This is a genomic window from Parerythrobacter jejuensis (assembly GCF_039536765.1).
GTDB lineage: Bacteria > Pseudomonadota > Alphaproteobacteria > Sphingomonadales > Sphingomonadaceae > Parerythrobacter > Parerythrobacter jejuensis.
Genome location: NZ_BAAAZF010000001.1, coordinates 111,350 through 133,605, shown reverse-complemented (window position 1 = coordinate 133,605; position 22,256 = coordinate 111,350). Strand labels below are relative to the sequence as shown.

The following is a 22,256-nucleotide window of genomic DNA, read 5'->3' as shown; positions in this document are numbered from 1 at the left end:
AAGTTACTGATCCCCCTCCAGGACACAGCCCGAACCGGTAGCGGGGTCTGGGCCGCATTGCCAGACACGAACCCAGTCAATCTCCATCTGCTTGGGGAAGCCGTCTGGCGATACGCCACCAAGGGCGCGTTCTTCCGGCAAACCGCCGCCGATCGCCAGGTTCAGGATCAGGTGGAAACGCTGGTCAAACGGCGCATTCGGATCCTCACTTTCCGTCGTGTACCAGTCGCCCGCCTTCTTCTCGGCGAATTTCCTGCCATCGACCGTCCAGATGAACCGCCCTTCGCTCCAGATAACGCCAAATGTGTGGAACCCGTCGTCGAGCACCGGAGGATAATTGAATTCGGTGCTCGCGAGATCATTATCAGGCCAGCCGCCGCCGAAATGGAGCGTGCCGAGGATCGTGTTCTCGCCACCTTCCTCGCACCCATTATCGCATTCAACACCCAGATTGACCGCTTCCATGATGTCGATTTCGCCCGACTGCGCCCATCGACCGTAAACCTGGTCTTCGGGCATCATCCAGATTGCGGGCCATGTGCCCTGCCCTTGTGGCAGCTTCGCCCGCACTTCGATCTTGCCGTATTTCCACGCCGCCTTGCCGCGCGTGACCATCCGGGCGCTGGTGAACGGCTGGCTAGCCGTCGCATCCGGATCCTCTGCATCGGCAGCAAGGTATGGTGGCAGGGCCGGTCCGGTGAAGTCCTCTTTGCGCGCGGTGATGACCAGCTTGCCGTCGACAATAGAGGCATTCTCCGCCCGGTCGGTGTAGCATTGCTGTTCGTTATTGCCGCCGCCCCAGCAATCGATATCGAAATCCCATTTCGCGCGATCGATCGCGGTGCCGTCGAATTCGTCGGACCAGGCCAATTCCCAGCCATCTTGCGCTGGCGTTTCGCCAAGAACAGCGGGCCGATCACAGGCCGACAGTGTCGCCAATCCTCCAGCTAGGACCAATGATAGCGGAATGCGCATAGTCGTTTCCTTCATTGCGGCTGCATCACCAGCCAATCGTGGCACCATCTTGTCAACAAAGGCAAAAAAGGCGGGTCCCTGCCGTTGCAAGAACCCGCCTTTTGCCCCTCCCGATAACGCGCGACCTTAGAAGTCGAAGCGCGCCAGGAATGTGAAGCGGCGATCGTTCCGGAATGCCGAGCGGCGCACGCGCGTCCCGGCAAAGTCGATGACCTGCGAAGTCTGGGTGACTTCGTCGAGCAGGTTCACGCCCTGAACACCGACCTTGATGCCATCCATCACCTCGAGGAAGATCGAAGCATCCAGTTGCCCGGTGCTCTCGCCATAGATCGGCGAGAACGGGAAGATCACATCACGCGGTGTTTGCAGGAAGTCGGAACGCCAGTTGTAGGCCGCACGCGCAGAGATCGGCCCCTTCTCGTAAAACACCGTCGCATTGACCGTATGCTTGGAAATGCCTGCAAGGGGCAGGTTTCCGGCAAACGGGCTTTGTTCGGCCCCCAGATTTGAATTGTTGAACGCGCCGCCATCGACATAGGTGTATGTCATCTGCGTACCCAGACCGCTCAGGAGCCCTGGCAGGAAATCATAGGTTTGCTGATGCGCGATTTCGATACCCTTCAGGGTTCCGCCATCGCTGTTGGTCGGACCATTCACAAGCACGTCGGTCGAAACACCCGCCGGACTGGTGAATGTCCGTGTGGTCGCACCACCGTTCACTATACCTTTGATATCCTTAAGGAAACCGGCAACCGTGATCGAGCCGACATCATCGAAATACCACTCGAAGGAGAGGTCGTAGTTCCACGACTCGACCGGTACCAGCAGTCGGTTGCCAGTGTTGATCGCAAACAGCTCGCCCGTTTCCAGCGTGCCGGCAGCACGCAGGTTTCCGGTATTGTCGAAGATCGAGCCGCCTGTCCGATAGGAAGCCAGGTCCGGCCTCGAAATTCCCTTCGAGACAGCAAAACGGAACAGCATGCCATTGTTCAGGTCGAGCTTCGCATTGAAGCTTGGCAGCCAGTGATCGTATTCGATCTTCGCACTGTCATCGATTAATTCGCCGGTAAATACCGAGGCGAATTCACCCAGGCGCGCGGCTGAAAGCCCGCAATAGCCCGGCGCGACTTGTCCCGGCTGGACCCGGCCACAAGCGGCCTGCAATTCTGCGACAGAGACAATACCGTCGCCATTGCCACCCGGAGGCGTGTCGAAGAACTGGCCCGTCGGGAAGGCGATCTCGCCACCGCTTTGCACGGTGGTTCGGACATAACGAACCCCGACGTTACCATCGAGCGTCACGCCGCCGAAATCGGCGCCGAAATCAGCACGGGCATAGGCCGAGAACGTGCTTTCATCGACATCCGAGATTTCACCCGGCGTCCAGACACCGCCTGGTACGTTGTTGGTACGCGCGGTCAGCGGGTTCCATGCATTCGGCGTCAGCGTGAACGCCGTGATGGCCGATGCTTCCTGCGCGATTGCACCGCTCAGGTAGTCTGCAACGGTGTTTTCACGACCGAAGAAGAAGGCCGAACCGTCACCAAATGGCGTCGGAGCGTTGCCACGCTGGAAACCATCGCCGAACGGGTTCTGAAGCGTTGCAGAGTTCGGGAAATCGAACACATAGGCACCGCCACAACCAAAGGCCTGGAAGTCACCACAATTCCAGTTGCCGCCACGCCCGGTCCAAGGTGCACCAAGGTTGCCCCAGTTGGAGAAGTTTGCGTTGCGGGTTACGCGATTGCGGTCCGACCAGCGGGCACCGAAGCGTGCCTTCTTGAAGAAGCCGTCATCGCTGACATCATACTCGCCATCGAGACGCATGCTGGTGAGATCGCCTTCATTGGCGACCTGATTATCGATCAGGAACCAGTAGAAGGTGCGGGCCGGATCGTTGAAATAGCTTGCATTCGATGCCCCGGTCGTCGGTTCGAGGAACTGGACGATCGGCGTTTCACCGGCATTGTCGATGAACACATCGGTATAGGTCTGCATCGAACCGATGAATCCGTTTTCAGTCCTGTCGGACTTGATGTGCTGCACTTCGAAGTTGAAGCGCAGGCGATCGGTTGGAGCAAGATCGATATCGATCGAGAAATCTTCCGTTTTCGCCTCGTCCTCACGCTCGAAACGGAGAAGCTCGGTCGGGATGCCCGAACCGCCATTGAAGGGCTGGAACTGGGTCAGCGTGCCTGAGACGAACTGGTTTCCGTCAAACGTGGGCGTCGTCCCCGGTGCGATGATCGGGAACAGTGCGTCGTCATTAACAAGCGCGAGAGCCGAGAACTCTTGGATCGAAGCTTCCGTCTTTGCTCGCAGATATTCCACGGTCACAATGGCGGAACCATCATTGCTTTCCCACTGGCCGATGGCCGAGAATGCATTGCGATCACGCGTGAGGTTCGATGTGCGGACACCTGCACCCTTCGGCACAAAGACGGCTCCGGCAGGCGGGAACGTTGTGGCATCAAGAGCAGTGCCTGAGAAGCCACCCGAACCAACAGGCCGCACGCGGAAGCAAGGACCATCGAGCGTATCGGCACGATAGCAAGGGTCAGTAATCTGTGACGCGTCGGTGCGGGTCTGCAACTCGGACTGGGCATAGGCCAGCTGGATGCCGAAAGTGCCAACGGCGCTGTCGAACGTCTTCGACCCCAGGAGAGAGAAGCCAGGCGACCATTCTTCGGCCAGATCGCCGACATTGGCCTCGATCGTACCGGCAATTTTCCAGCCCGGATTATCGAGCGGCTTGCGGGTGACGAGGTTGACGGTACCGGCAATGCTGCCCTCGATCATGTCGGCCGTGACGTTCTTGAACACCTCGACCCGGCCTAGCAGCTCGGGGGAAACGTCATTGAAGCTCAGCACGCGGCCGCCATTGGCGGAAAAGATGTCGCGGCCGTTCAGTTCGGAGCGAACGAAGGGCAGGCCGCGAATGATGACACCGGAACCTTCAACCGAGAAACGGTCGGGATCGTCGCGCTGTTCGAAACGGCTGATATTCACACCGGGCACACGCTGCAGCGCTTCGGCCACCGAACGATCAGGCAATGCGCCGATATCTTCCGATGTAATCACATCGACGAAGGTGTCCGCGTTCTCCTTGATGCTCTGGGCATTCTGGAGCGATGCGCGAAAGCCGGTAACCGTGATCAGGTTATCGGGCTCTTCTTCAGCTGATTCGGCGGCAGGATCTTCATCCGCATCTTGCGCCATTGCCGGCTGAGCGATCATCGCACACATGGCAAGACTGGATGCAGTGCCGAGTGCAAAGACGCGGCGCGACGTTGATTTCACTTCGAGTGTACGGCGTGACAAGGTCATCCCTCCCTAAACGTCAACTATGCGCTAGACTGGGCGCACAGCCCCCAATGAACGCATTCGAATGCGTTTCGTGATTTGAGGCCTAAACGCAATTGTGATCGTTCACAAGAGCTCAAATGAACGTTCACAACAACTCTGTTGCATGGTAGCAACATGCATACCAATGCGCAGAGAGACGGTCGTTTGCACTGATTCCGGTGGGGCGATATCTCGGCAGAAACTTCGGAGTTCGGGAAAGAACAATGGCTATCAGGAATATCGTGATCGTCGGTGGTGGTACGGCTGGCTGGATGGCCGCAGCCGCATTGTCGCGACTCAAGCAAAGCGGCCTCGTCGAAGTCACTCTGGTCGAATCGGAAGCCATCGGGACCGTGGGAGTCGGGGAAGCGACCATCCCCCCCTTCGTGGAATTCAATCAGATTCTCGACATCGACGAGCGCCAGATGCTCTCGGAAATCCAGGGCACATTCAAGCTCGGCATCCAGTTCGTGAACTGGGGCAATCAGGGTGACAGCTATTTTCACCCCTTCGGCAATTACGGCTACGAGATTGAAGGAATGCACTTCCACCAGGTCTGGCACAAATATCGCCAGTCCGGTGACCCCCGCCCGCTGCACGCCTACAGCCCGGAAACCATGGCCGCGAGCCACCGCAAGTTCATGCGCACCGACGGCATGCAACGCGATGACTTGCCCCCGATCAACTACGCCTATCATCTCGATGCGGGCCGCTATGCCAAATTCCTGCGCACATATGCCGAGAAGCGCGGCGTTGTGCGCAAGGAAGGCAAGGTCACCGATGTCCGGCAGGATCCCGAATCCGGCTACGTCACGTCGATCGCGATCGATGACGGCACTGAGTTATCCGGCGATTTCTTCGTCGATTGCTCTGGCTTTCGCGGTTTGCTTATCGAGCAGGCGCTGGAGACCGGCTACGAGGAATGGACCCATTGGCTGCCGTGCAACCGGGCCGTGGCCATCCCGTCTGCGCGCAAGGGCGCCCCCCTACCCTATACCCGCGCAACAGCGCATGCGGCAGGCTGGCAGTGGCAGGTCCCGCTCCAACACCGCAACGGCAACGGGCATGTCTATTGCGATGCCTATATGGAGCAGGACGAGGCGACCGAGATCCTGCTGGCCAATATCGACGGCGAACCGATGGCAGATCCGAACCATCTGCGTTTCGTGACCGGCAAGCGGAAAAAGTTCTGGAACAAGAACGTGGTGGCGATTGGCCTCTCGGCCGGATTTATGGAACCGCTCGAATCCACTTCGATCCACTTGATCAATACCGCCATCAACAAGTTGGTCTCCCTGCTTTCGCTTGATGGCATCACCCAGGCCCAGGAAGATGCCTTCAACCGGCTGACGATGAAGGAATATGTCCGCATCCGTGATTTCCTGATCCTGCACTACAAAGCGACCGAGCGGACCGATTCCGAATTCTGGAACTATTGCCGCACCATGGATGTGCCCGACAGCCTCAAGGAAAAGATCGATCTGTTCCGGCTCAACGGGCAGATCTTTCGCGAAGAGGATGAACTGTTCACTGCCACCAGCTGGGTCGCCGTGATGCTTGGGCAGGGGATCGTGCCGGAGGGGCACAATCCGATGGCCGATACAGTGGCGGAACCTGGCACCCAGAAGGAAATGGCCGAGATCGAGAAGTCGATTCAATATCTCGTAAAGCAGATGCCGAGCCATGAAGAATTCTTGCGCAAGTATTGCCCTGCCAAAGCCGCCTGAACGAGACCTAATCTCCGCGGGGATCGGACCGCATGAAATTGCCAGCCTGGTTTTAAATGACCAGATCCACTCGACTTGTCAGCAGTGGCGATGCGGCATGAGAATGAGCAAGTCGCCAGAGTCGGATTCTACTTTTTCCATTTACTCTTAGCTTTTGTTCGAGCACTGTCTCCGAGTCGTGTTGCAGGGGGTGGAGTCGCAACGGCTGACACATATCCCCTTGTCACCTTCCAATATGAACAGCGCGGGTTGCGCGGATATTTTGAAGCAAAGAGGGCTCCCGCACCGGTGAGTCCCCGTGCTGCGAAAGGACAACCCATGGCTGATGAACCTAACGTAACTCCGGCAAATGACACAGACGAAGCCCTCACGAACCTGAGCAAGGACGAATGGCTGAGCATGTGCGCCTTCTTTGACGCTGCGCGATACAAGAACCCAACCACCGAAGCATCCATGCGGCTTGCGCTCGGCATGCAGGCAGATGAGAAGTTCAAGCCGGAGTTCGAGGAATCCGTCGCGCTATTCGGGACCCTCGCAACCATCGGCCACGATTTCGAAACCAAGGTCAAAGGCCAGGTACTTGGTCTGGCCGATGACATCTACAGCTACTCCATTCTTGCCGAGAAGACTTACGGGCGATTCGAAGAGCTGATCGACAAGTTCGACTGGGACGGTCCCGACGGGGTTCAGGACAAGCTCGACGCGCTCGTCAAACTGTGGGGTGCGGACAAGGTCTCGGGCCGGTCAGCCAAGATCAGGACCCGCATCAAGGAAATCCTCGACAAGCTGGTGTTCGAAGCCTCGAGCCGCGCAGAAAAGGCGGAGGCGCTCTACAAAACCATTCTCGATCCCGACACGGGGCTGAAGACCAGGGTCAAGAGCGTACAGAAGGAGTTCCGTGAGAACGGCAAGAAGTACAAGGCAAAATTTGGCGAAGAAAGCGCAGATGTCATCAAGTTTCGCAAGGACGTCGAAGCATTACAGGCGGAATTGAAGAGTCTGCGTAAAAAAGAGAGCGACGAAGTGATCGTGTTGTCCACTTCTCCCGCCTATCTCGCCATTCCGCTGTTCGGCCCGCTCATCCTGGCGGGGGTCGACATTGGTGTCGGGGTCGATCTTGCTCTCACCCGCGCCAAGATTGAATCCAAGCAAGAAGAAGCGAAAAAGATCCAGGCGAAACTGGACACGTCGATTTCCTTCGTCGCGCACTACAAGACGGGGGAAACGATGATCGAGAAGATTGTCGCCGATATCGACGTCGTTGCGCCGCAGCTGGAAAAACTCGGCCAGGGCTGGCGCGCCATCGCTGCCGATATCGGCAAGATTGCGCATATGCTGAGCGAGGATGGCAGTCAGCAAATCGCCCAGGAAAAATGGGATCAGTTTATCGTCACTCTCCGCACAGCCAGCGATATGTGGACCAAGGTTGGTCAGCGGGCCGATGTCTTCCGCCGGTTCTCGGTGCCCAAGTCGATCGACGACCCTTCCGAAATTCCGGAACCGCTGGCCGCCTAAGCTGCGCCCCAACCGATCACACATTCTTGGGAGGAGATTCCGATGGATCCCCAACAGGTACAATCGCTTATGCAGTCACTGCAGACTGCCGGCCAGTTTCCCAAAACGCCCTTCCAGGCACCTGCAGCTGGCGATGACCTCAAATCCCGCCAATTCGAATATTCCGACTTCCATGTCGAATTCGCCAAGGTGCACCAACTGGCGATCGAAAAGGGTGCAACCGGTTTCGGGATTATCGCCGACACGATCATCTTCGATGCTGACAGCCATGCGGACCTGAAAGATCCGATCGAGCTGGTCACGCTGATCGCCCGGCGCATCGTGGTGAAAGGTGGCGGCAAAGCGCGGATTGTCTTGGATCACGCCAAGGCGAATTCGATCCTGTCGGTCAATATTATCGCCGGCGACATTTCGTCGGGGCTCGAACTCGTCTCCAAGAGCAGCAAGGAGCAGGCGTATGACCTGTCCGAGGTAAAAGCGCCCCACAACAACTCCCCGCAAATGCACCGCTTTGGTTGGCGCAACGGCAAGGTTCGTGTCGGCGAAAAGACAGTGCCGATCGGTTACCTCACCTGGGACCAGCCGCTCTACCAGGTCTTGAATGCCTCTTATGCGCTGGCAGCAGGTGCATTGGGGGGCAATGATTCCAACCATGGCAACATTGCCCTCGCCACAGATCTGCTGCGCTGGATCATGGCGTGGTCTGGGGTCCAGTCCGATATCGCCAACCTGACCAGTACGGCCAGCGCTGTGCTGCGGATCATGCCGACGCCGCTTGCTGATCCAGCCGACCCAGATGCGATTGCGGTGTCCATGCCCCCGCTGACTTCAGACGCTTATGTCCAGCTGGCAAAGAGCCGGTTGGACCTGGCCAGCCAGGTCGAGCTTGATGGAAAACTCGCAGCGCAATCTGGCAGCGCCGACGCCATCGCCAAGCAGTTTGCAAAAGCGCTCGCCAAGCGCGACAGGATCACGGCGAAAGCCTTGGCCGACCAGATCACGGAAACGCGAGCCCGGGCAAAATCGGCCCAGAACGCTTTCGAAAAAGCCGGCGAGATCCTGGAAAAGCAGAAGTTCGAAAGCGAGCTTGCGAAGATCCATCTCGATCTGGCCAACGAACTCGACCGGATCGAGAAGATTGCCAAGGCTTCAATCGAAATTGCCATCAGCCTCATAACGCTGGGCACAAGCATTGCCGCGCTCGCCATGGGTGCGCCCGGCGATCCGGGTGCCTCGACCAAGAAAGGCCAGGAAGGGGTCACCGGCCTTATCGAAGCGGTCAAGAAAGCCGGTTCCAGCGCAGGCAGCTGGTCGAAATGGTACAATGTCCTGTCCGTCTATCTGTTGCCGATTACCTTCCTGATCGAACACGGCGGCGATCACGGCGACAATATCAAGAAGATCGGCACTGCAAGTTTGGCGATCAAGAATGCCGCCCTCACCATCTATGGCAGCCGCGGAGCCCAGAAGAACATCGAAGCCATCGCCAAGACTGTCGGTGAAGCCGTGCAGGCGCTGGCAGCTAAACCCCAGACCGCTGAAGCCCGCGCAGCCTGGGACGCAATCGAGATCGAAACGGTCAACATGCTCGATGTCGGGATCAACGATTCCAATACGGCCGGGCCCGTCAAAACTGCCATGGCGGCCTACAAAACAAGCGTCCAGAAAGTGGCGCTTTATGGCCGTTTCATTATCGAACAACAGGGCAAGCGCGACGAGATCGACCGTCACCTGGGCGCACTCGTCTTGCAACGGATTGCCGAAATCAAGAAGGCGGAAACCTTCGACACCCTCATCAATCGCAAACCCGACAAGGCGGAATTGATGGAAAGGATCGAAGCGGAAAGCGCGCACTCGCTCGACGAGGCAAGACAGGCGTTTTTCGAAGCCAGCTACGGCTTCCGGCGGGCACAATATTACGAGACCTACAGCTTCCCGAATGCCACGCCGACCTATTGCGAAAACGCTGCGGCCATGGCCCGCATCCACACCGAAATCGTGACCGACCACAAGAATGCACCGCGTGGCCATCGCGATTTCAACCGTACATTTGTGGTTGATGATCCTGCCACTTTGGAACGGCTGCAACTGGGAGAGCCGGTCAGGATCGAGGTGCCGATCGATTACCAGGATTTTGCAGGCTATTCCCACCTGCGGCTGTCGCGCATGGAGATCCGTGCCAAGACCAGCGCAGCCGTCTCTGGCGTCATCGGCATCAGCATGGACAGCGGATCCCAGTTCCTGGACCGCCGACACGACGAGCCGATCACCATCGATGGCGAGCAATTCAACGTGAAGTTTGAGTATGATCCGACCAAGGTCCAGCTCAGCAATGACTTCGAACCTGTCATGCCACCACCGTTCAGCACATGGACGCTGCAGATCTACCGACCGGACACCATCCCCAAACTGGATGCAGTCCATATCGAAATGATCGGGCAAAGCGGGAAATGACCTTGGCCCGTATTGTCTTGACCGTGCTCGCGGCGTTCCTGCTTGCAGCCTCGCCGGCAACGTCAGCGTGGGCCGCAACGTGCGATGTCAGGCAACAGGCGCCGCCTTCGACGATCGGGAAGCAGACCTGGATCGACCAGGCCCAGTTCGGGTTCTATGTAGGGAATGGCATCAATAACCGGATGGCCTTGCAATCGCGGTTTGATCGTTTCGTCAGCTTCAACGAGCTGAAATTCCTCGCCGGTCGCTGGCGTGGAGAGTATGATACGGGTCGTCGGCTCGCCAGTCAGCTTGAGAACATGGCCGCCGATGTCGATACACTCGCCTCGATCTGCAAACGGCTAGACGATGCGGCGTTTGACGAGACTCCCTTCGATTATCAGCGCGCCGAACGGGAACTGCGCGCGATCCGTTCGCGGATCAACGCGATCATCACACCTCTGGTCAATTATGAATCGTCACTCGGGAGATACGCCGGCGTGATGAACGCCGCCTCACAGTACTACCAAGGACGCGCTTTCCCTGCCAATCGCTACATGCGGATCGGGCCCAACCCAGCATCGGTCAATTCCGGGATCAATACCCTGCACGCCCGTTGGCGCGCAATTCTCGCTGATTTCCGCACGGTCTACTTAGGCGTGACTGTCAGTGTCGATCCGGCAAAGGATAGCGACATCACCAACATGGCGACACAGGCGCAAACGCTGTCCAACTTGATCGGACAGACACGCGCCATCTCGCGCAACCTGTTACCGCAAGTCGAATTCAACCGGTACGCCACAGGCGATTTCATCTATGATTTCTGCCCGATCCAGGAAGGCCGGTCTTACGCGATCGAGAACACGTTCCAGCGCGGCGACAAATTGTCCGGCCTGGGCAATGCCGTCCAGACCCTGGATCCGAAGGGCATGATGTGGCTTATCCAGGAACCTGTCCTGCGGCCACATACGCGTTGGAAGTTCACCAAGAACGGCAACGGATTCTGGAAAATCCAGACCGAAGCCTCGGTCGGGACAAACCATGGCCTCTACACCGGGCCGGACACAGTGGTGAACCTGACCAAGCTTCGCGACAATGGGACCAACCTGTATTCGGGCCAGTTCTGGCGCTGTTACGGCACGGAATGGTCAGGAACCTACCGCTTTTCCAGCTCATTTAGCGGCGAAGGCAAGTCCATTGATCTGAATCGTGGGCAACGGAACCGCTCGCTTGGGACTACGCCAGTCACGATGGCCGATACCGGGGCGTTCGGCGGCCAGATATGGTGGATAAAGCCCCAGTAATTACGGACAGGACAACGATGGAAAAGGCGTATGACTACGCCGCAAGCCTTATCGGTGAGGTTTCCCGGGGAAGTGCTTCTCCAGCAGCTTGGGTGACTTTTCCCATAGTTCCTCACCATTGCAGAACGCCTCGTCGTAAGAAATGTCGACGTTCACTTGCCCGTAGTCGACAACATACTCCATGCATTTCCAGGCGTGTTTTTCACCTGCTTGTTCGAGGTAGGCGTAGAGATCGACAACGGCTTCGATCACCGGTTCGGTATCGCTGAGACTATCGACCACCTCAGCGTCCTTGTCGGAGTACCGAACCAGGATTTCCAGATCGCCCTCGTCGCTCTCCGCGTAGACCAATATCTTGGTGTCAACCGTACCGATCTGCTCAACTGCAGCGGCGCCAACCTCGTTATAAAGTTCTGCGGCCCTATCTAGATCCATCAATTACCACCATGTCGGTTTCTGAACACGCGAGAAAATGTCTCGTTTCCGATTGTGTAATTAACGGTGATCTTGTTCGGCCTCAAGCTGGAACCACTGTAAGTCGGCTTGATGTCAACGGTGACACGCTTGCCCCCTTCCAGGGCCTTAGCCCATGAATTCTCCATTCTCTTGTAAGCAGAGACATTGAAGTTGCCATTTTGCGGGAACAGGTTCGCTCCGTCGCCAGGGCCGTTGAACCGCGCACCAACGAAGTGACCGCCATGATCATCTGGAAGCCGGTCTGCCCCCCCCGCCTCGCGCTGGGCCTTGGGATTGCGCTTGGCCTTCTTGAGGCTGAGTTCCCCTTGGACGCGGGTGGCGCGCCCCAAATCGTCAACTTCGAAATCATAACCGTTTCGGGTTTGACGGGTGATGTTGCCGCCACGGCCTTTGCGGATTACTGCGCCAATCCCGGACAGGATAAGCTTTGCCGAGAATACAAAGCCCTCTCCGCCGGAGTTTGACTTCCCATTCGACCAGTCGTTGCGGTTCATCTTCTTGGAGACAAAACCTTCAACCCGGGTTTCGAACTTCTCGAGGACCCAGCCGCCGAGATATTTGCCCGGCGCGGCGACCGCCATGCCGGTATCTGCGACCTGCAAGGCCAGGCCAAGGCCCGGCCGTTCCTGCACGAATTCAGCAACGTTCTTCTCGAAGTCTTGCTTGATTTCTCCAACAAAGATGCCGGCCCGATCGATATTGCCGTGGATCCAGTAATCACGGACACCAACGACGACGACTTCATCCAGTGGTTCACCAGAATCTGTTGTCGCTTGAACCGGCTCCGCGTCAGAGTCGTTGGCAACTTGCGCCGGGCCTGAGGAAAAGTCTTTCGGGTCCGAGTTGATCGTCGCGAAGAACTGGTCAACCTTTGGAATGCCGCGGCTGACTTCCAGGAAATCGTTCATGGCGTAACCGAATTCGCGCCGGGCCTTTGCATTGTCAGGATCCTTGGCAGCGTCGACTGCCATTGCCTGCATATTGTTGAAAGCCTCGACCTGTTCCGGCGTCATTTCGATATCGTCACCGAATATCGAGTCGCGCAGATCATTGGTCTTGTCTTTCGCCAGCTGGATATGTTCCGCTTTCGCAGTCAACATGCCAGCCAGGGACGATCCCAGGGTTCCACCAATGACATCGGGAATGGATTCCAGCAGAGCGTCGCCAAAGTTGGTCCGGCTGAGCGCACTCCTGGTTGCAGCGTTTGCTATCCCGCTTGCAGTATTGGCGATCAGAGCGGAGCCGAATTTGCCCAGCTCCTGAGTCGCGCCACCAACGACGTGAGCGACCCCCGCACCAATTCCGGCAGCAGCCACTCCGACCCAACTGAACTTCTCTTGCAGACCGGTTTTGACGGCGAGAGCTTGCACGGTTGCGCTGCTGGTAGAGCCTCTGGCGGCAGCAGCCACCCACCCTTTGCCGAACAAGCCGTTCTCTCCGAAGACGCCATTGGCACCGACGGCAGCACCAACGGCACCGCTAAGCGCCGATAGTGCAACACCCTTCCAACTGAACTTGTCTTGGATACCAGTTGCAACACCAAGCCCTTGGCTGGCGATCGAGCCGACTGCACCACCTACAGCGCCCGCAGCAATCAGAGCTCCCGCTCCGACCCCTGAAACTGCAGCGCTAGTGCCAAGGACGGTGGCAATCCCTGCCCCTATGCTGGTGACGCTCGGGGCGATTGCCGCCAAGGCAGCGCCGGCGGTAATAATGGTGACTGCAACAGCCACAACCGCCAGCAGAATTGCCCCGAAGACACCACATTTCTTCTTCTTCGGCTTGGCCGCAGCAGTTGGCGACGTGTCACCAATGGCCTCGGCCGGATTGTACGGCTTCATGGTGCCGGAATTGTGATGAACCCTCTGCACGCCAGATGGAATGACGAGACTGCGTCCTTCGATCAGCGGTTCACGACCTGACAGGCCATTGGCTTCGGCTAGCTTGTACCAAAGAGCGCTGTCGCCCCACAATTGCATGGCGATTGCTTGCAGCGTCTCGCCCTGACGAACGGTATAAGTACCACCTGTTTCACCCTGCTTGAACGAATTGATGGCGTCATAATCCCCGCCAAAGTCGGCGTAGCTGGATCCGTAATTCGCGCCATTGGTGAAGGCACCATAATTGCCGCTTGTATTGGCGGTACGCCGGGCAATGGATTGCTCATAGGTTACATTGGCAGTGCCGTTGTTGCCGACGCGGCCCAATTCCTTGCCGCCGAAACGGTAATAGATCTCGCTCGGATCGCCCTTGTCGTATTTGTTGTCCCGTTCCTTGCGGCTGATCACCTGGCCCTCGGCATTGTTGATATAGGTAACCGAGCGCGGACGCCCATCATTGATCTGCGCCGATTGAAGCACGCCAAAACTGTCGTAGTTGTAAGTCGACTTGTAGACCGTGTTTGATGAAGTTCCGGTGTCACCATCATAGTCGACACGGCTCTGAACCGCCCCGTCATACCAGACATAAGTGTTGGTGGTCCGTGTGTTGGGCGCACCCGAACTCGAATTATTCTTGTAGTTGTAGGTGTAGGAGTAGTTCAGCGTGTTATCGCCATTATAGTAATTGTATTGATTTGAGCGATAGCTGTTCGAGCCCTTCCGGGTGGTGCTATCATCTCGATAGAGAAGCCCTTCGGAATTGTAGTAAGCGTTGCGGCTGAAGACGACGGTTGAGCCCGAATAGTCACGCTGCAATGTGATCCGGCTCATTGCATCGTAGCTGTAATCCGCCTTCTTGGAACCCGTGGATGAAGGTGCGGTCACGTAATCCTGGGGGTCTACATACTGGGTGATGCCTGAACCGGTGTTGTTCACCGCCTGCTGGAATCCGTAGCTGTTGAAGCCACCCCTGGCGACATTCACCTGTTTGAGGCGACCGCCATTGTCGTATGTGTAGTCCTCGCGTGTATCTACATTGTAGTAGACGGTATTGGTGTAGCCGCTGGAGCCACCCCCATAAGGATCGTCATACGGGTCGAGATACGGCTCGCCGATGTCATCATACGGATCGAGGAACGGGCCGCCCCCACCGCCGCCGCCCGTGTTGACCCAATAGGAATAGCTCTGCCGGACGGACGTCGTCACCGAAGTGCGTTGGCCAGCTTTATTGTACGCGATGTCCATGCCATTGGTGCCGCGTTTGACGGTACCTCCGGACAAGATACCGCGCGATGTCACAACACGGTTCATACTGTCATAGCGATACCAGAAGTCCTGAGTGCTATTATAGGAAGAAACACTCTGGTCGGAATTGATGTTGCGATAGGTCGCCCGTGAACGGCGAATGTTGCCGTTGGCATCGTAGGTCCAGGTCATCGACGCCGGCGGCAAGTCGCCCCCGCCCGCTTCGCTCCAGGTTTTCATCCGGCCAAGCTTGTCATAGGTGGCCGACATGTTCTGGGTCGTGCGATTCCAGGTGTCGATGTAGAAATCCGGCTCCCATGGATTCCAATAGAACTCATAGAATGTGGAGCCGCGATCGGTCGTCTTCTGCGACGTCAGATTGCCGACCTTGTCATAGCCGTAGGTGGTCTTCAGCTCCTGGAAATTCTGGCTGTTGAGCACGCCGGTGACGTTGGCAATGCTCTTCAGCTTGCCGGTGTTGTAATAGACATATTGCTGGTTCCCACCATTGCCGGTCAGGGATTTCATCCGCCCACCTGCATCGTAGGAATAGGTGTAGTCGCGGCCGCCGAAGTCGTTCTTGCGTTTGACCCGCTCAAACAAGTCGGACCATTCGGTCAGCGTCCGGTTGTTGGCAACCGTACGGGTCACTTCCTTCCAGCCGCCAAAGTTGCCGACCGCATTGGTGTTGGAGCTGACTTCGAAAGTGTAAGTCGTGGTGGTTGTATCGCCGCCAAAGGCGCGGCTGGAGACCATCCGGCCCATGGCATCATAGTCCATGATTTCCCGATTGCCCGAGCCGAACACATTGTTCCAATGACTGATCTGCTGACCGACTTTGTCGTAGGTGTAGTTGTCCTGCAGATTGGTGCCACGGTTCCACGTCTGTGTAATTCGGCCCATCCGGTCAAAATTCTGCTGGATAGTCCGATAGGTCGTGGAACGGCCATCTGCGACCGCGATAATCCGCCGCGCGTCACCATGGATGTCGTATTTCGTGGTACGGACCCCGCCATCGGCGAAGGTTTCTGTGGTCACCAGACCCTGGGTTCCGCCAAAGCCCGTTCCGTTGAGCAGACCAAGCCTGGTAAGGTTTCCATTGGCATCACGGCTCGCCACGAGGCGTCCACCCAAATCATGGTAGTAATGTTCCGTCGGGCGCACGGTGGAAGTCGAACCATTCTCGTTCTGGATCGAAACGGAGGGATTCTGGACCCGCCAGACCTTGCCCATCGTATTGTATTCATAGAAAATATCGCCGCCAAGTGCGTCTTTTTCGTACCGAACCTCTCCAAAGGCATTGTACCGGCGCTCGGTCACCAAAGTCTGATTAATGGCGGTAGTCGCTATGTCGCGGTCAGTTTCGTAGACCGTCAAGGCCTGACCGCGCTTGTCATACTTGGTATAGGTGATGTTGACATCCGAGCGGGAAATCAGCCCGAGCGCCGAGCTGAAGCTTCGATTGCCGATATTGTAGCCCGCACTCGTGATCGCGGCAGTCTGGTTGCCATTGCGGTCGTAGGCGAAGACCTTCCAAACACCATCGCCGGCATTGGTCCGCTCGAGCCGCCCGGCCTTGTCATAGACATTCTGCTGGGTTGCGCCGTTATTGGCCTTGAGCGTCGCGACTTGACCGAACGTGTTGTAGGTTGTCGTGATATTGGGGCTTACCGCAGACCAATACCCGCTGGACGAGCGCGTTCCCTGGTACTCACTGACCACGCGGCCAAGCTTGTCGTAGGTGCGCTTCACCCCTTCGGTGCGCGCCGAGCCATAGTAATTTTGGCGCGTGTAGTAGACTTCGCTCTCACGGCCGCCGCTGTCATATTTGAAGTAGCGGGTCAGCCCTTCGGCATCGGTCATGCGATCAAGCATGCCCTTCTTGTAATAGTAGTAGGTATTGCGCTCTGAAGTGCCGGTCGCGCCGCCTTGGCGGGTCCGCGTGAGGTTGCCGAGACCGTCATAATAATAGTCCACCACAGGCCGGACCGACTGGCCATTGAAGTCCGTGAAAGCAGCCCGGGTTTCCTTGGTCAGGCGCCCGCCGGAATTGTAGGTGTAGTCGGTCACATTGCCGCTCACCGCTTCGGTCTTCTTGGTTACCTGCCCAAGCCCGTTATACTGATAACTGATCGTTGCATGCGCCGTAGTATGGCCACCGCTGCCATTGTGGATCTTCACATTTATGCGGCGTTCGGTGAGCCGGTTGCCCATCTTGTCGTATGTAAAGTCAGTCCGCCGATCGAGCGTGCTGCTGGTGCTAACGCCGGGCACATTGGTCGTACTGGTGGGCGTTGATGTGGCCGTTGCATAGCGGATTTCCCGGGTGACATTGCCAGCCGCATCATATGTCCAGGTCGTGCGGAAATTCTGTTGATCGACCTGGTGCACCATGCGGTTCATCGCATCGTAGTAGGCCCAGGTCGTATTGCCATTGGGATCGATCGTTTTGACGACATTGCCGTTCGCATCATGGACATACTCGGTGGTCAGGGTCGAGCCGGAATAGGTCGCGAGGCTGGACCCAGTGTAATAGCGGCTTGTTACTCCGATCACATGGCTCTTGGTCATGCGATTGGCACCATCATAGTCGAACCGCGTTTCGCGATATGTGCCACCGGGCGCAGAGGGTTCGTTTTCCTCGGCTCCGCCGTTAGAGGGTACAGCCACTGCAGCGGCATAGACTTTCACCGTCTTCACATTGCCGTTGTCGTCATAGGTGTAAGCCGAATAGGCGCCGACCGCATTGATCTCGACCGACACGCGATCGAGATCGTCGTAATAGTAAATCGTGCGACCACCATCCGGCGCCGTCTTGCGGGTCACATTACCCCGCGCATCATAGGCAAACTGTGTCGTGTAAGACCCGCTGTGACCTTCAATGCTGGTCGAAACCATCCGGTTCGAAGCGTCATAGCCATAGGTGGTCTTGCGCGCTTCAGCCCGCCCCGACGCTTCGATCATCTGGGTCAGGTTGCCGCGATTGTCGTAGGCGTAGTTCGTTACGATGCCATTGGCATCGTTCATCGATGTCATCCGGTTCAGCTTGTCATACGCGTAGGTAATCGAGCCGCCTAGCCGGTTGGTTTTGCTCGTCTGATTGCCGTAAGCGTCGTAGCTGTAACTCTCGGTCCGATTGTTCGCGTCTTTGACAGTCTTGACCTGGCCCAACTTGTCGTAGGTGAACGTCGTGATCGCGCCGACGGGATCTTTGACAGTCTTGGTCTCGCCGAACTGCGTATAAGTGAAATCGGTGATCTTCCGCGCGGCATCATAGCTGCGCGTGATAAGGCCGCGCTTGTCGTAGATATGCTCGCTGGCGAGGACATTCTTGGCGTCCCAGGTCTTTACGATATCGCCAAATGCATTGCGTTCGTAACGGACCAGATTGCCCGCTCCGTTCTTCTCGGTCAGAACCAATCCGCGCTTGTCATAAGTGAAATACGATACGCGACCATTGCCGTCGGTAACCCGGGTCTGATTGCCGAGCCCGTCATAAGTGTAATAGGTAATCGCCTCTTCGGATTGGCCGTTGGCACTGTCTCGCCGGGTCAGACGGCCAGCATTGTCATAGTAAAAATAGGTCTGCGATCGGTCCGCGCTGATATTGTCGCCGGTGTTGGTGTAGGCGAGCTGACCATTGGTACGATAGGCATACCGGGTCCGGTTGCTAATCTGGTCATAGGTGTAGATGACGCGCCCTTGGGAATCGTAGGTATACCTGACCTGCGACAGCTTCACGGATGCCATCGCCGCGACCTGCTGAATCGTGGTGTTGTCGTTGACGTTTACCTTGTCACGATGGCGACGCTCATGGGTAACCTGACCACCCTCGTTATAGAGGTAGCTGCTGAGATAGCCTTCTGGATCGACGCTGAAGCGCAGGTTGCCGCGCGCATCGTACCAGTTGCGGATCGTGCGGTTGCCCGAGGTTTCCTTGATGACGTTGCCGGCATGATCGAAATACATCCGGCTATCGAGCCCAAGCGGCTCAACCGTGCGCCATAGCCGCCCAGCGAAGTCGTAATAGTTTGTCGAGGCGCGATCGTTGCTATTGGTCGATAGGGAAGCTTTGACGCCAGCGATTGTCCAGTTTGAATGGCCGGATGACAACGGATTGATGTGCTGCGTAGTCTTCGTCAGTTTGCCTGCATAATTGTAGGAGAATTGCGAGACGTAGTTCGCGCTATCGATCGTGAACCGGAGCTGCCCTCGCCCGTTATAGACATAGCGGGTCGAGCGGTTGTTGGCATTCGTGGTCCCGGCAGTGCCGCGTAACTGGTTGAACGTGCCGCTTGCCCAATAGCTTGAGCTCGTCCGAGTGACGTAACCGATCTCGCGGATCTTTTGGCCAGACTGATCATAAACGTTTTCGGTCAGATAGCCTTCGCCATTGAGCATGCCGCGAACGTTGCCATCCCGATCATAGAAAGTCCGTGTGACGGCATCATTGGAATGGTTGGCAATGGATACCGGGTTTGCTGGCGGCGCAGTGCGCCAGGAACTGGCGATGCTGACCTTGTTGTAGTGGTTGCGGCTCTCGATAAGGCGGCCCGCATTGTCGTACTTGAACGACGTGACTTCGCCTTCGCCATTGATTGTCTGTGCGACCCGGCCATTGGCATCATAGGTGGTCAGGTCTCGAACATCATACGTGCCCTGGAAAGCAGGCCTGATCGCGCTCATTTCCAGCGTGTTGTCGGGGTTGTTCAGTTGGTCACGAATGGACGTGCTGATCGCATTGTAATAGACCGTTGTACCGATCATGCGATTGTTCTTGTCGTAGAAATATTCGGTCAGCCTGCGGGCCGGATCGACGCTGCCAACCTTGCGGCCCGCCTTGTCATAGATGATGTAGTTTGCACCGCGTCCGTCGAAGGCATCCTGCGTCACGCGAAGTCGGCCAAGCTTGTCGTATTTATTGTTGGTCGTAGCACTGAAGTCGAGCGACGTGTCGGTAACCGTTCGGGTGGATTGCACGCCCGAAATCGTAAAGTTGGTCCCTTGCGCGACACTCGTGCTGGCCGTGCCAATGACTGTCGACAGGCTCTGATTGATGCCAACCGTGCGAGTCAGTTCAACGGTGGTCGGCTGGGTCGCTGAAACCCCTTCGACATTCCAATTGGAACCATGGGTCCTCACCAGTCGGCCAGGGCCACTGATGATCACAGCGTTGGCGGCTTCGCCCGATCCATTGCCATAGGAATTCACATTCCCCCAAAGACCAACCCGCATCGCGCTGGTCCCGCTAGCCACGAAGGTGATGCGATAACGCAAGGTTTCCCCGGCGGTTAGCGCGATACCCTGCGCTGCATGCGTGGCGCTCGGATTGCTCGTGTTGACCGTGAACTTGTAGGCAGGCGAGCCGGCCAGAGTACCAGCTGTCGCAACGCTCAAATTACCCTTCCACCATCCGGTCGGAGTGCTGGCCTGGTTGGCTCCATGCGGCCCTACCGAGCTTTCGGTCTCGCTGATGATGTCCCCGGCCTTGTTGTAAACCAGGGTCCGGGTCAGGCCAGTGGCCATCTGCATTACGGTGCGCGTATTGGCATCGTCAAAGAATACACTGGTTGTCGCACCAGCTGAATCAGAAGAGCTGATCAGACGGCCCATGCCATCGTAGAAGAATTGCTCTTTGCCGCTCTCACTCTGGCCGTACCGAGTGAGGAGGCGACCTTCCTGATCATATAGCAGGTATGTCCGGCTATAGAGCTCGCCAGATGTCGATGCCCCACCCGTCGACGTCGCAGAACCATAATTGACGGTCTGATTGAGATTGCCACGCGCGTCGTAGCGGTAGTTCATCCAATCGACTTGTGTCTTGTCAGACAGGCCGTTGCGCCAGCTGTCCATGCCGCTTTCGGAGATGTTGGAAGATGAGTGACTATAGGCGTACTTCGTATAGTCACCTTCCCAGGTTAGCCGGCCATAGCTGTCATACCGATATTCGGTGACGTGCCCTTCGGCCGTCACTTTGTATCGCAAGTGTCCTTCGCCGTCGTAAGCGTATCGGATATAGCTGCCGGTATTCGAGGATGCTTCGTTGGCGCTGTAGCTTAGCTCCTTGATTACGTTGTTCTTGGAATCATACCACTTGGAAACATCCGTTCCGATCGGTCGATCGAATTTGGTGATGTTGCCCATCGCGTCATAGGTATATTTGGTGACGCGCCCATCCGGTGCCACCGACTGCGTCAGGTTTCCGGCACTATCATAGCTGAACGTCTGGACCTGCTTGGCCGCACCCGCATAGGCGGCCGGTGCTGTAATCTTGGTCAAGAGCTTGGTCGAAAAATGGTAATCAAGCCGCGTGACTTGGCCATTGGGCGCAGTCACATTGGTATAATTGCTGCCATAGGAAAATTGCGTGATCCGCGTGGTCCCGTCCCCCACATGCTCCGTCAGTTTGGTGACCTTGCCCGAGGTGTAAGCAATATCAGTGCGCGAGCCGTCGCTCTGCGTCATGCGGGTTACACGACCCGCAGAATCGTACAGATAGCTGATCGTGAACTTGTGGCCGTCGCTGGTACCAGCCTGCTCGGGCGACAAATCCACAGTAACTGTGGCGAGACGTCCATTGCCGTCATACGCGTAGTAAGTCCCTGTTTCGGTGCGGGTCACCCCGGTCCTGGGATCTTTGAATTCGGTCTTGAGAGAGGTCAGGTTGTTGCCGGACCAAGTGTAGCGTACGAATTCACTGTTGTTGGTCTGAACATAGGACAGCTTCGATCCCGACCAACCGAACACCAGGCTCTGCCCGTCTTTGTCGGTCTGCCGGATAATCCGGAACTCGCCGCTATTATATGGGTCCGCATCGTAGCGTTCGGTTATCCGGCTGGTGCCATTCTGCCAGTACCAATCGCCGCCACTCTGCCACAGGCGATCGTGCGCTCCAGAACCATCTGTCGCCCAGTAAGATGCGACTCCGCCGCGTGTCTCGTACCTATGGGTAACTACCGAACCATCGCCGGAAACACGCTTGATCGTTGAACCTGCTGCGTTGAGCGCGCCCGATTGGCTGAACACCCTTCGCGCGGTCGACATTTGCCACTTGTCATTGTTGTCGCGGTCATGAACCTCGGCGAGAGAATTGTAAGTCCGCGATATTCCCACGTCGAGGCTGCGCCCGACCAGAAATTCATCGCGCCGCGAAATGACCAGATTGCCTGTCGCTGCATTGACCGAAAGACTTTCAGAGGCGCGGCCTGTTGCCGCATTGCCTAATGTCCCTGAAGTTCCAACCGCCGTCGCAGAACTCTTGACCAGCCCCGAACCCAAACCGGTAAATATCGCCGACATTTCAATTCCCTCGTCACATCCCAAGACGCACAGCGATCATAAAGCGTCATCAAGGG

At 57.0% G+C, this 22,256-nt stretch carries 8 protein-coding genes; 4 read left to right on the top strand and 4 right to left on the bottom strand.

Annotated features, from left to right (window positions below):
* Positions 1–3 precede the first annotated feature (3 nt).
* Together ABD653_RS00630 and ABD653_RS00625 are read right to left on the bottom strand one after the other, a co-directional pair.
* Positions 4–990 (bottom strand): glycoside hydrolase family 16 protein, encoded by a 987-nt coding sequence (locus tag ABD653_RS00630; RefSeq protein WP_234032171.1) that lies wholly within the window; start codon positions 988–990, stop codon positions 4–6.
* A gap of 111 nt (positions 991–1,101) precedes the next feature.
* Positions 1,102–4,302 (bottom strand): TonB-dependent receptor, encoded by a 3,201-nt coding sequence (locus ABD653_RS00625; RefSeq protein WP_160779380.1) that lies wholly within the window; start codon positions 4,300–4,302, stop codon positions 1,102–1,104.
* Between the two features lie 242 nt (positions 4,303–4,544).
* On the opposite strand from ABD653_RS00625, the gene ABD653_RS00620 reads away from it, so the two are divergent.
* From ABD653_RS00620 to ABD653_RS00605, 4 genes are all read left to right on the top strand, one after another.
* The gene (locus ABD653_RS00620; protein WP_160779379.1) at positions 4,545–6,047 is read left to right on the top strand and encodes a tryptophan halogenase family protein; all 1,503 of its coding nucleotides are present in this window, start codon (positions 4,545–4,547) and stop codon (positions 6,045–6,047) included.
* Positions 6,048–6,365: 318 nt separating this feature from the next.
* Positions 6,366–7,562 (top strand): alpha-xenorhabdolysin family binary toxin subunit A, encoded by a 1,197-nt coding sequence (locus ABD653_RS00615; RefSeq protein WP_160779378.1) that lies wholly within the window; start codon positions 6,366–6,368, stop codon positions 7,560–7,562.
* 42 nt (positions 7,563–7,604) lie between these two features.
* Entirely contained in the window at positions 7,605–10,016 is a 2,412-nt protein-coding gene (locus ABD653_RS00610; protein WP_160779377.1) for a BAR domain-containing protein, read from the top strand.
* A complete protein-coding gene (locus ABD653_RS00605) occupies positions 10,013–11,299 on the top strand; it encodes a hypothetical protein (RefSeq protein WP_344705245.1) in 1,287 nt (428 codons plus the stop codon). Before ABD653_RS00610 ends, ABD653_RS00605 begins: the two co-directional genes overlap by 4 nt.
* A 48-nt stretch (positions 11,300–11,347) precedes the next feature.
* Here the strand turns inward: ABD653_RS00605 and ABD653_RS00600 are convergent, their stop codons facing one another.
* Together ABD653_RS00600 and ABD653_RS00595 are read right to left on the bottom strand one after the other, a co-directional pair.
* Entirely contained in the window at positions 11,348–11,734 is a 387-nt protein-coding gene (locus ABD653_RS00600) for a hypothetical protein (protein ID WP_160779375.1), read from the bottom strand.
* A complete protein-coding gene (locus ABD653_RS00595) occupies positions 11,734–22,200 on the bottom strand; it encodes a DNA/RNA non-specific endonuclease (protein ID WP_160779374.1) in 10,467 nt (3,488 codons plus the stop codon). The genes ABD653_RS00600 and ABD653_RS00595 overlap by 1 nt, the downstream gene beginning before the upstream one ends.
* Between the last annotated feature and the right edge of the window lie 56 nt (positions 22,201–22,256).

Excerpts from the sequence above, each read along its gene's own strand:
- ABD653_RS00610 (WP_160779377.1), top strand. The coding sequence starts at position 7,605 with ATGGATCCCCAACAGGTACAATCGCTTATGCAGTCACTGCAGACTGCC.
- ABD653_RS00595 (WP_160779374.1), bottom strand. The coding sequence starts at position 22,200 with ATGTCGGCGATATTTACCGGTTTGGGTTCGGGGCTGGTCAAGAGTTCT.
- ABD653_RS00600 (WP_160779375.1), bottom strand. The coding sequence starts at position 11,734 with ATGGATCTAGATAGGGCCGCAGAACTTTATAACGAGGTTGGCGCCGCT.
- ABD653_RS00620 (WP_160779379.1), top strand. The coding sequence starts at position 4,545 with ATGGCTATCAGGAATATCGTGATCGTCGGTGGTGGTACGGCTGGCTGG.
- ABD653_RS00615 (WP_160779378.1), top strand. The coding sequence starts at position 6,366 with ATGGCTGATGAACCTAACGTAACTCCGGCAAATGACACAGACGAAGCC.
- ABD653_RS00630 (WP_234032171.1), bottom strand. The coding sequence starts at position 990 with ATGAAGGAAACGACTATGCGCATTCCGCTATCATTGGTCCTAGCTGGA.
- ABD653_RS00625 (WP_160779380.1), bottom strand. The coding sequence starts at position 4,302 with ATGACCTTGTCACGCCGTACACTCGAAGTGAAATCAACGTCGCGCCGC.
- ABD653_RS00605 (WP_344705245.1), top strand. The coding sequence starts at position 10,013 with ATGACCTTGGCCCGTATTGTCTTGACCGTGCTCGCGGCGTTCCTGCTT.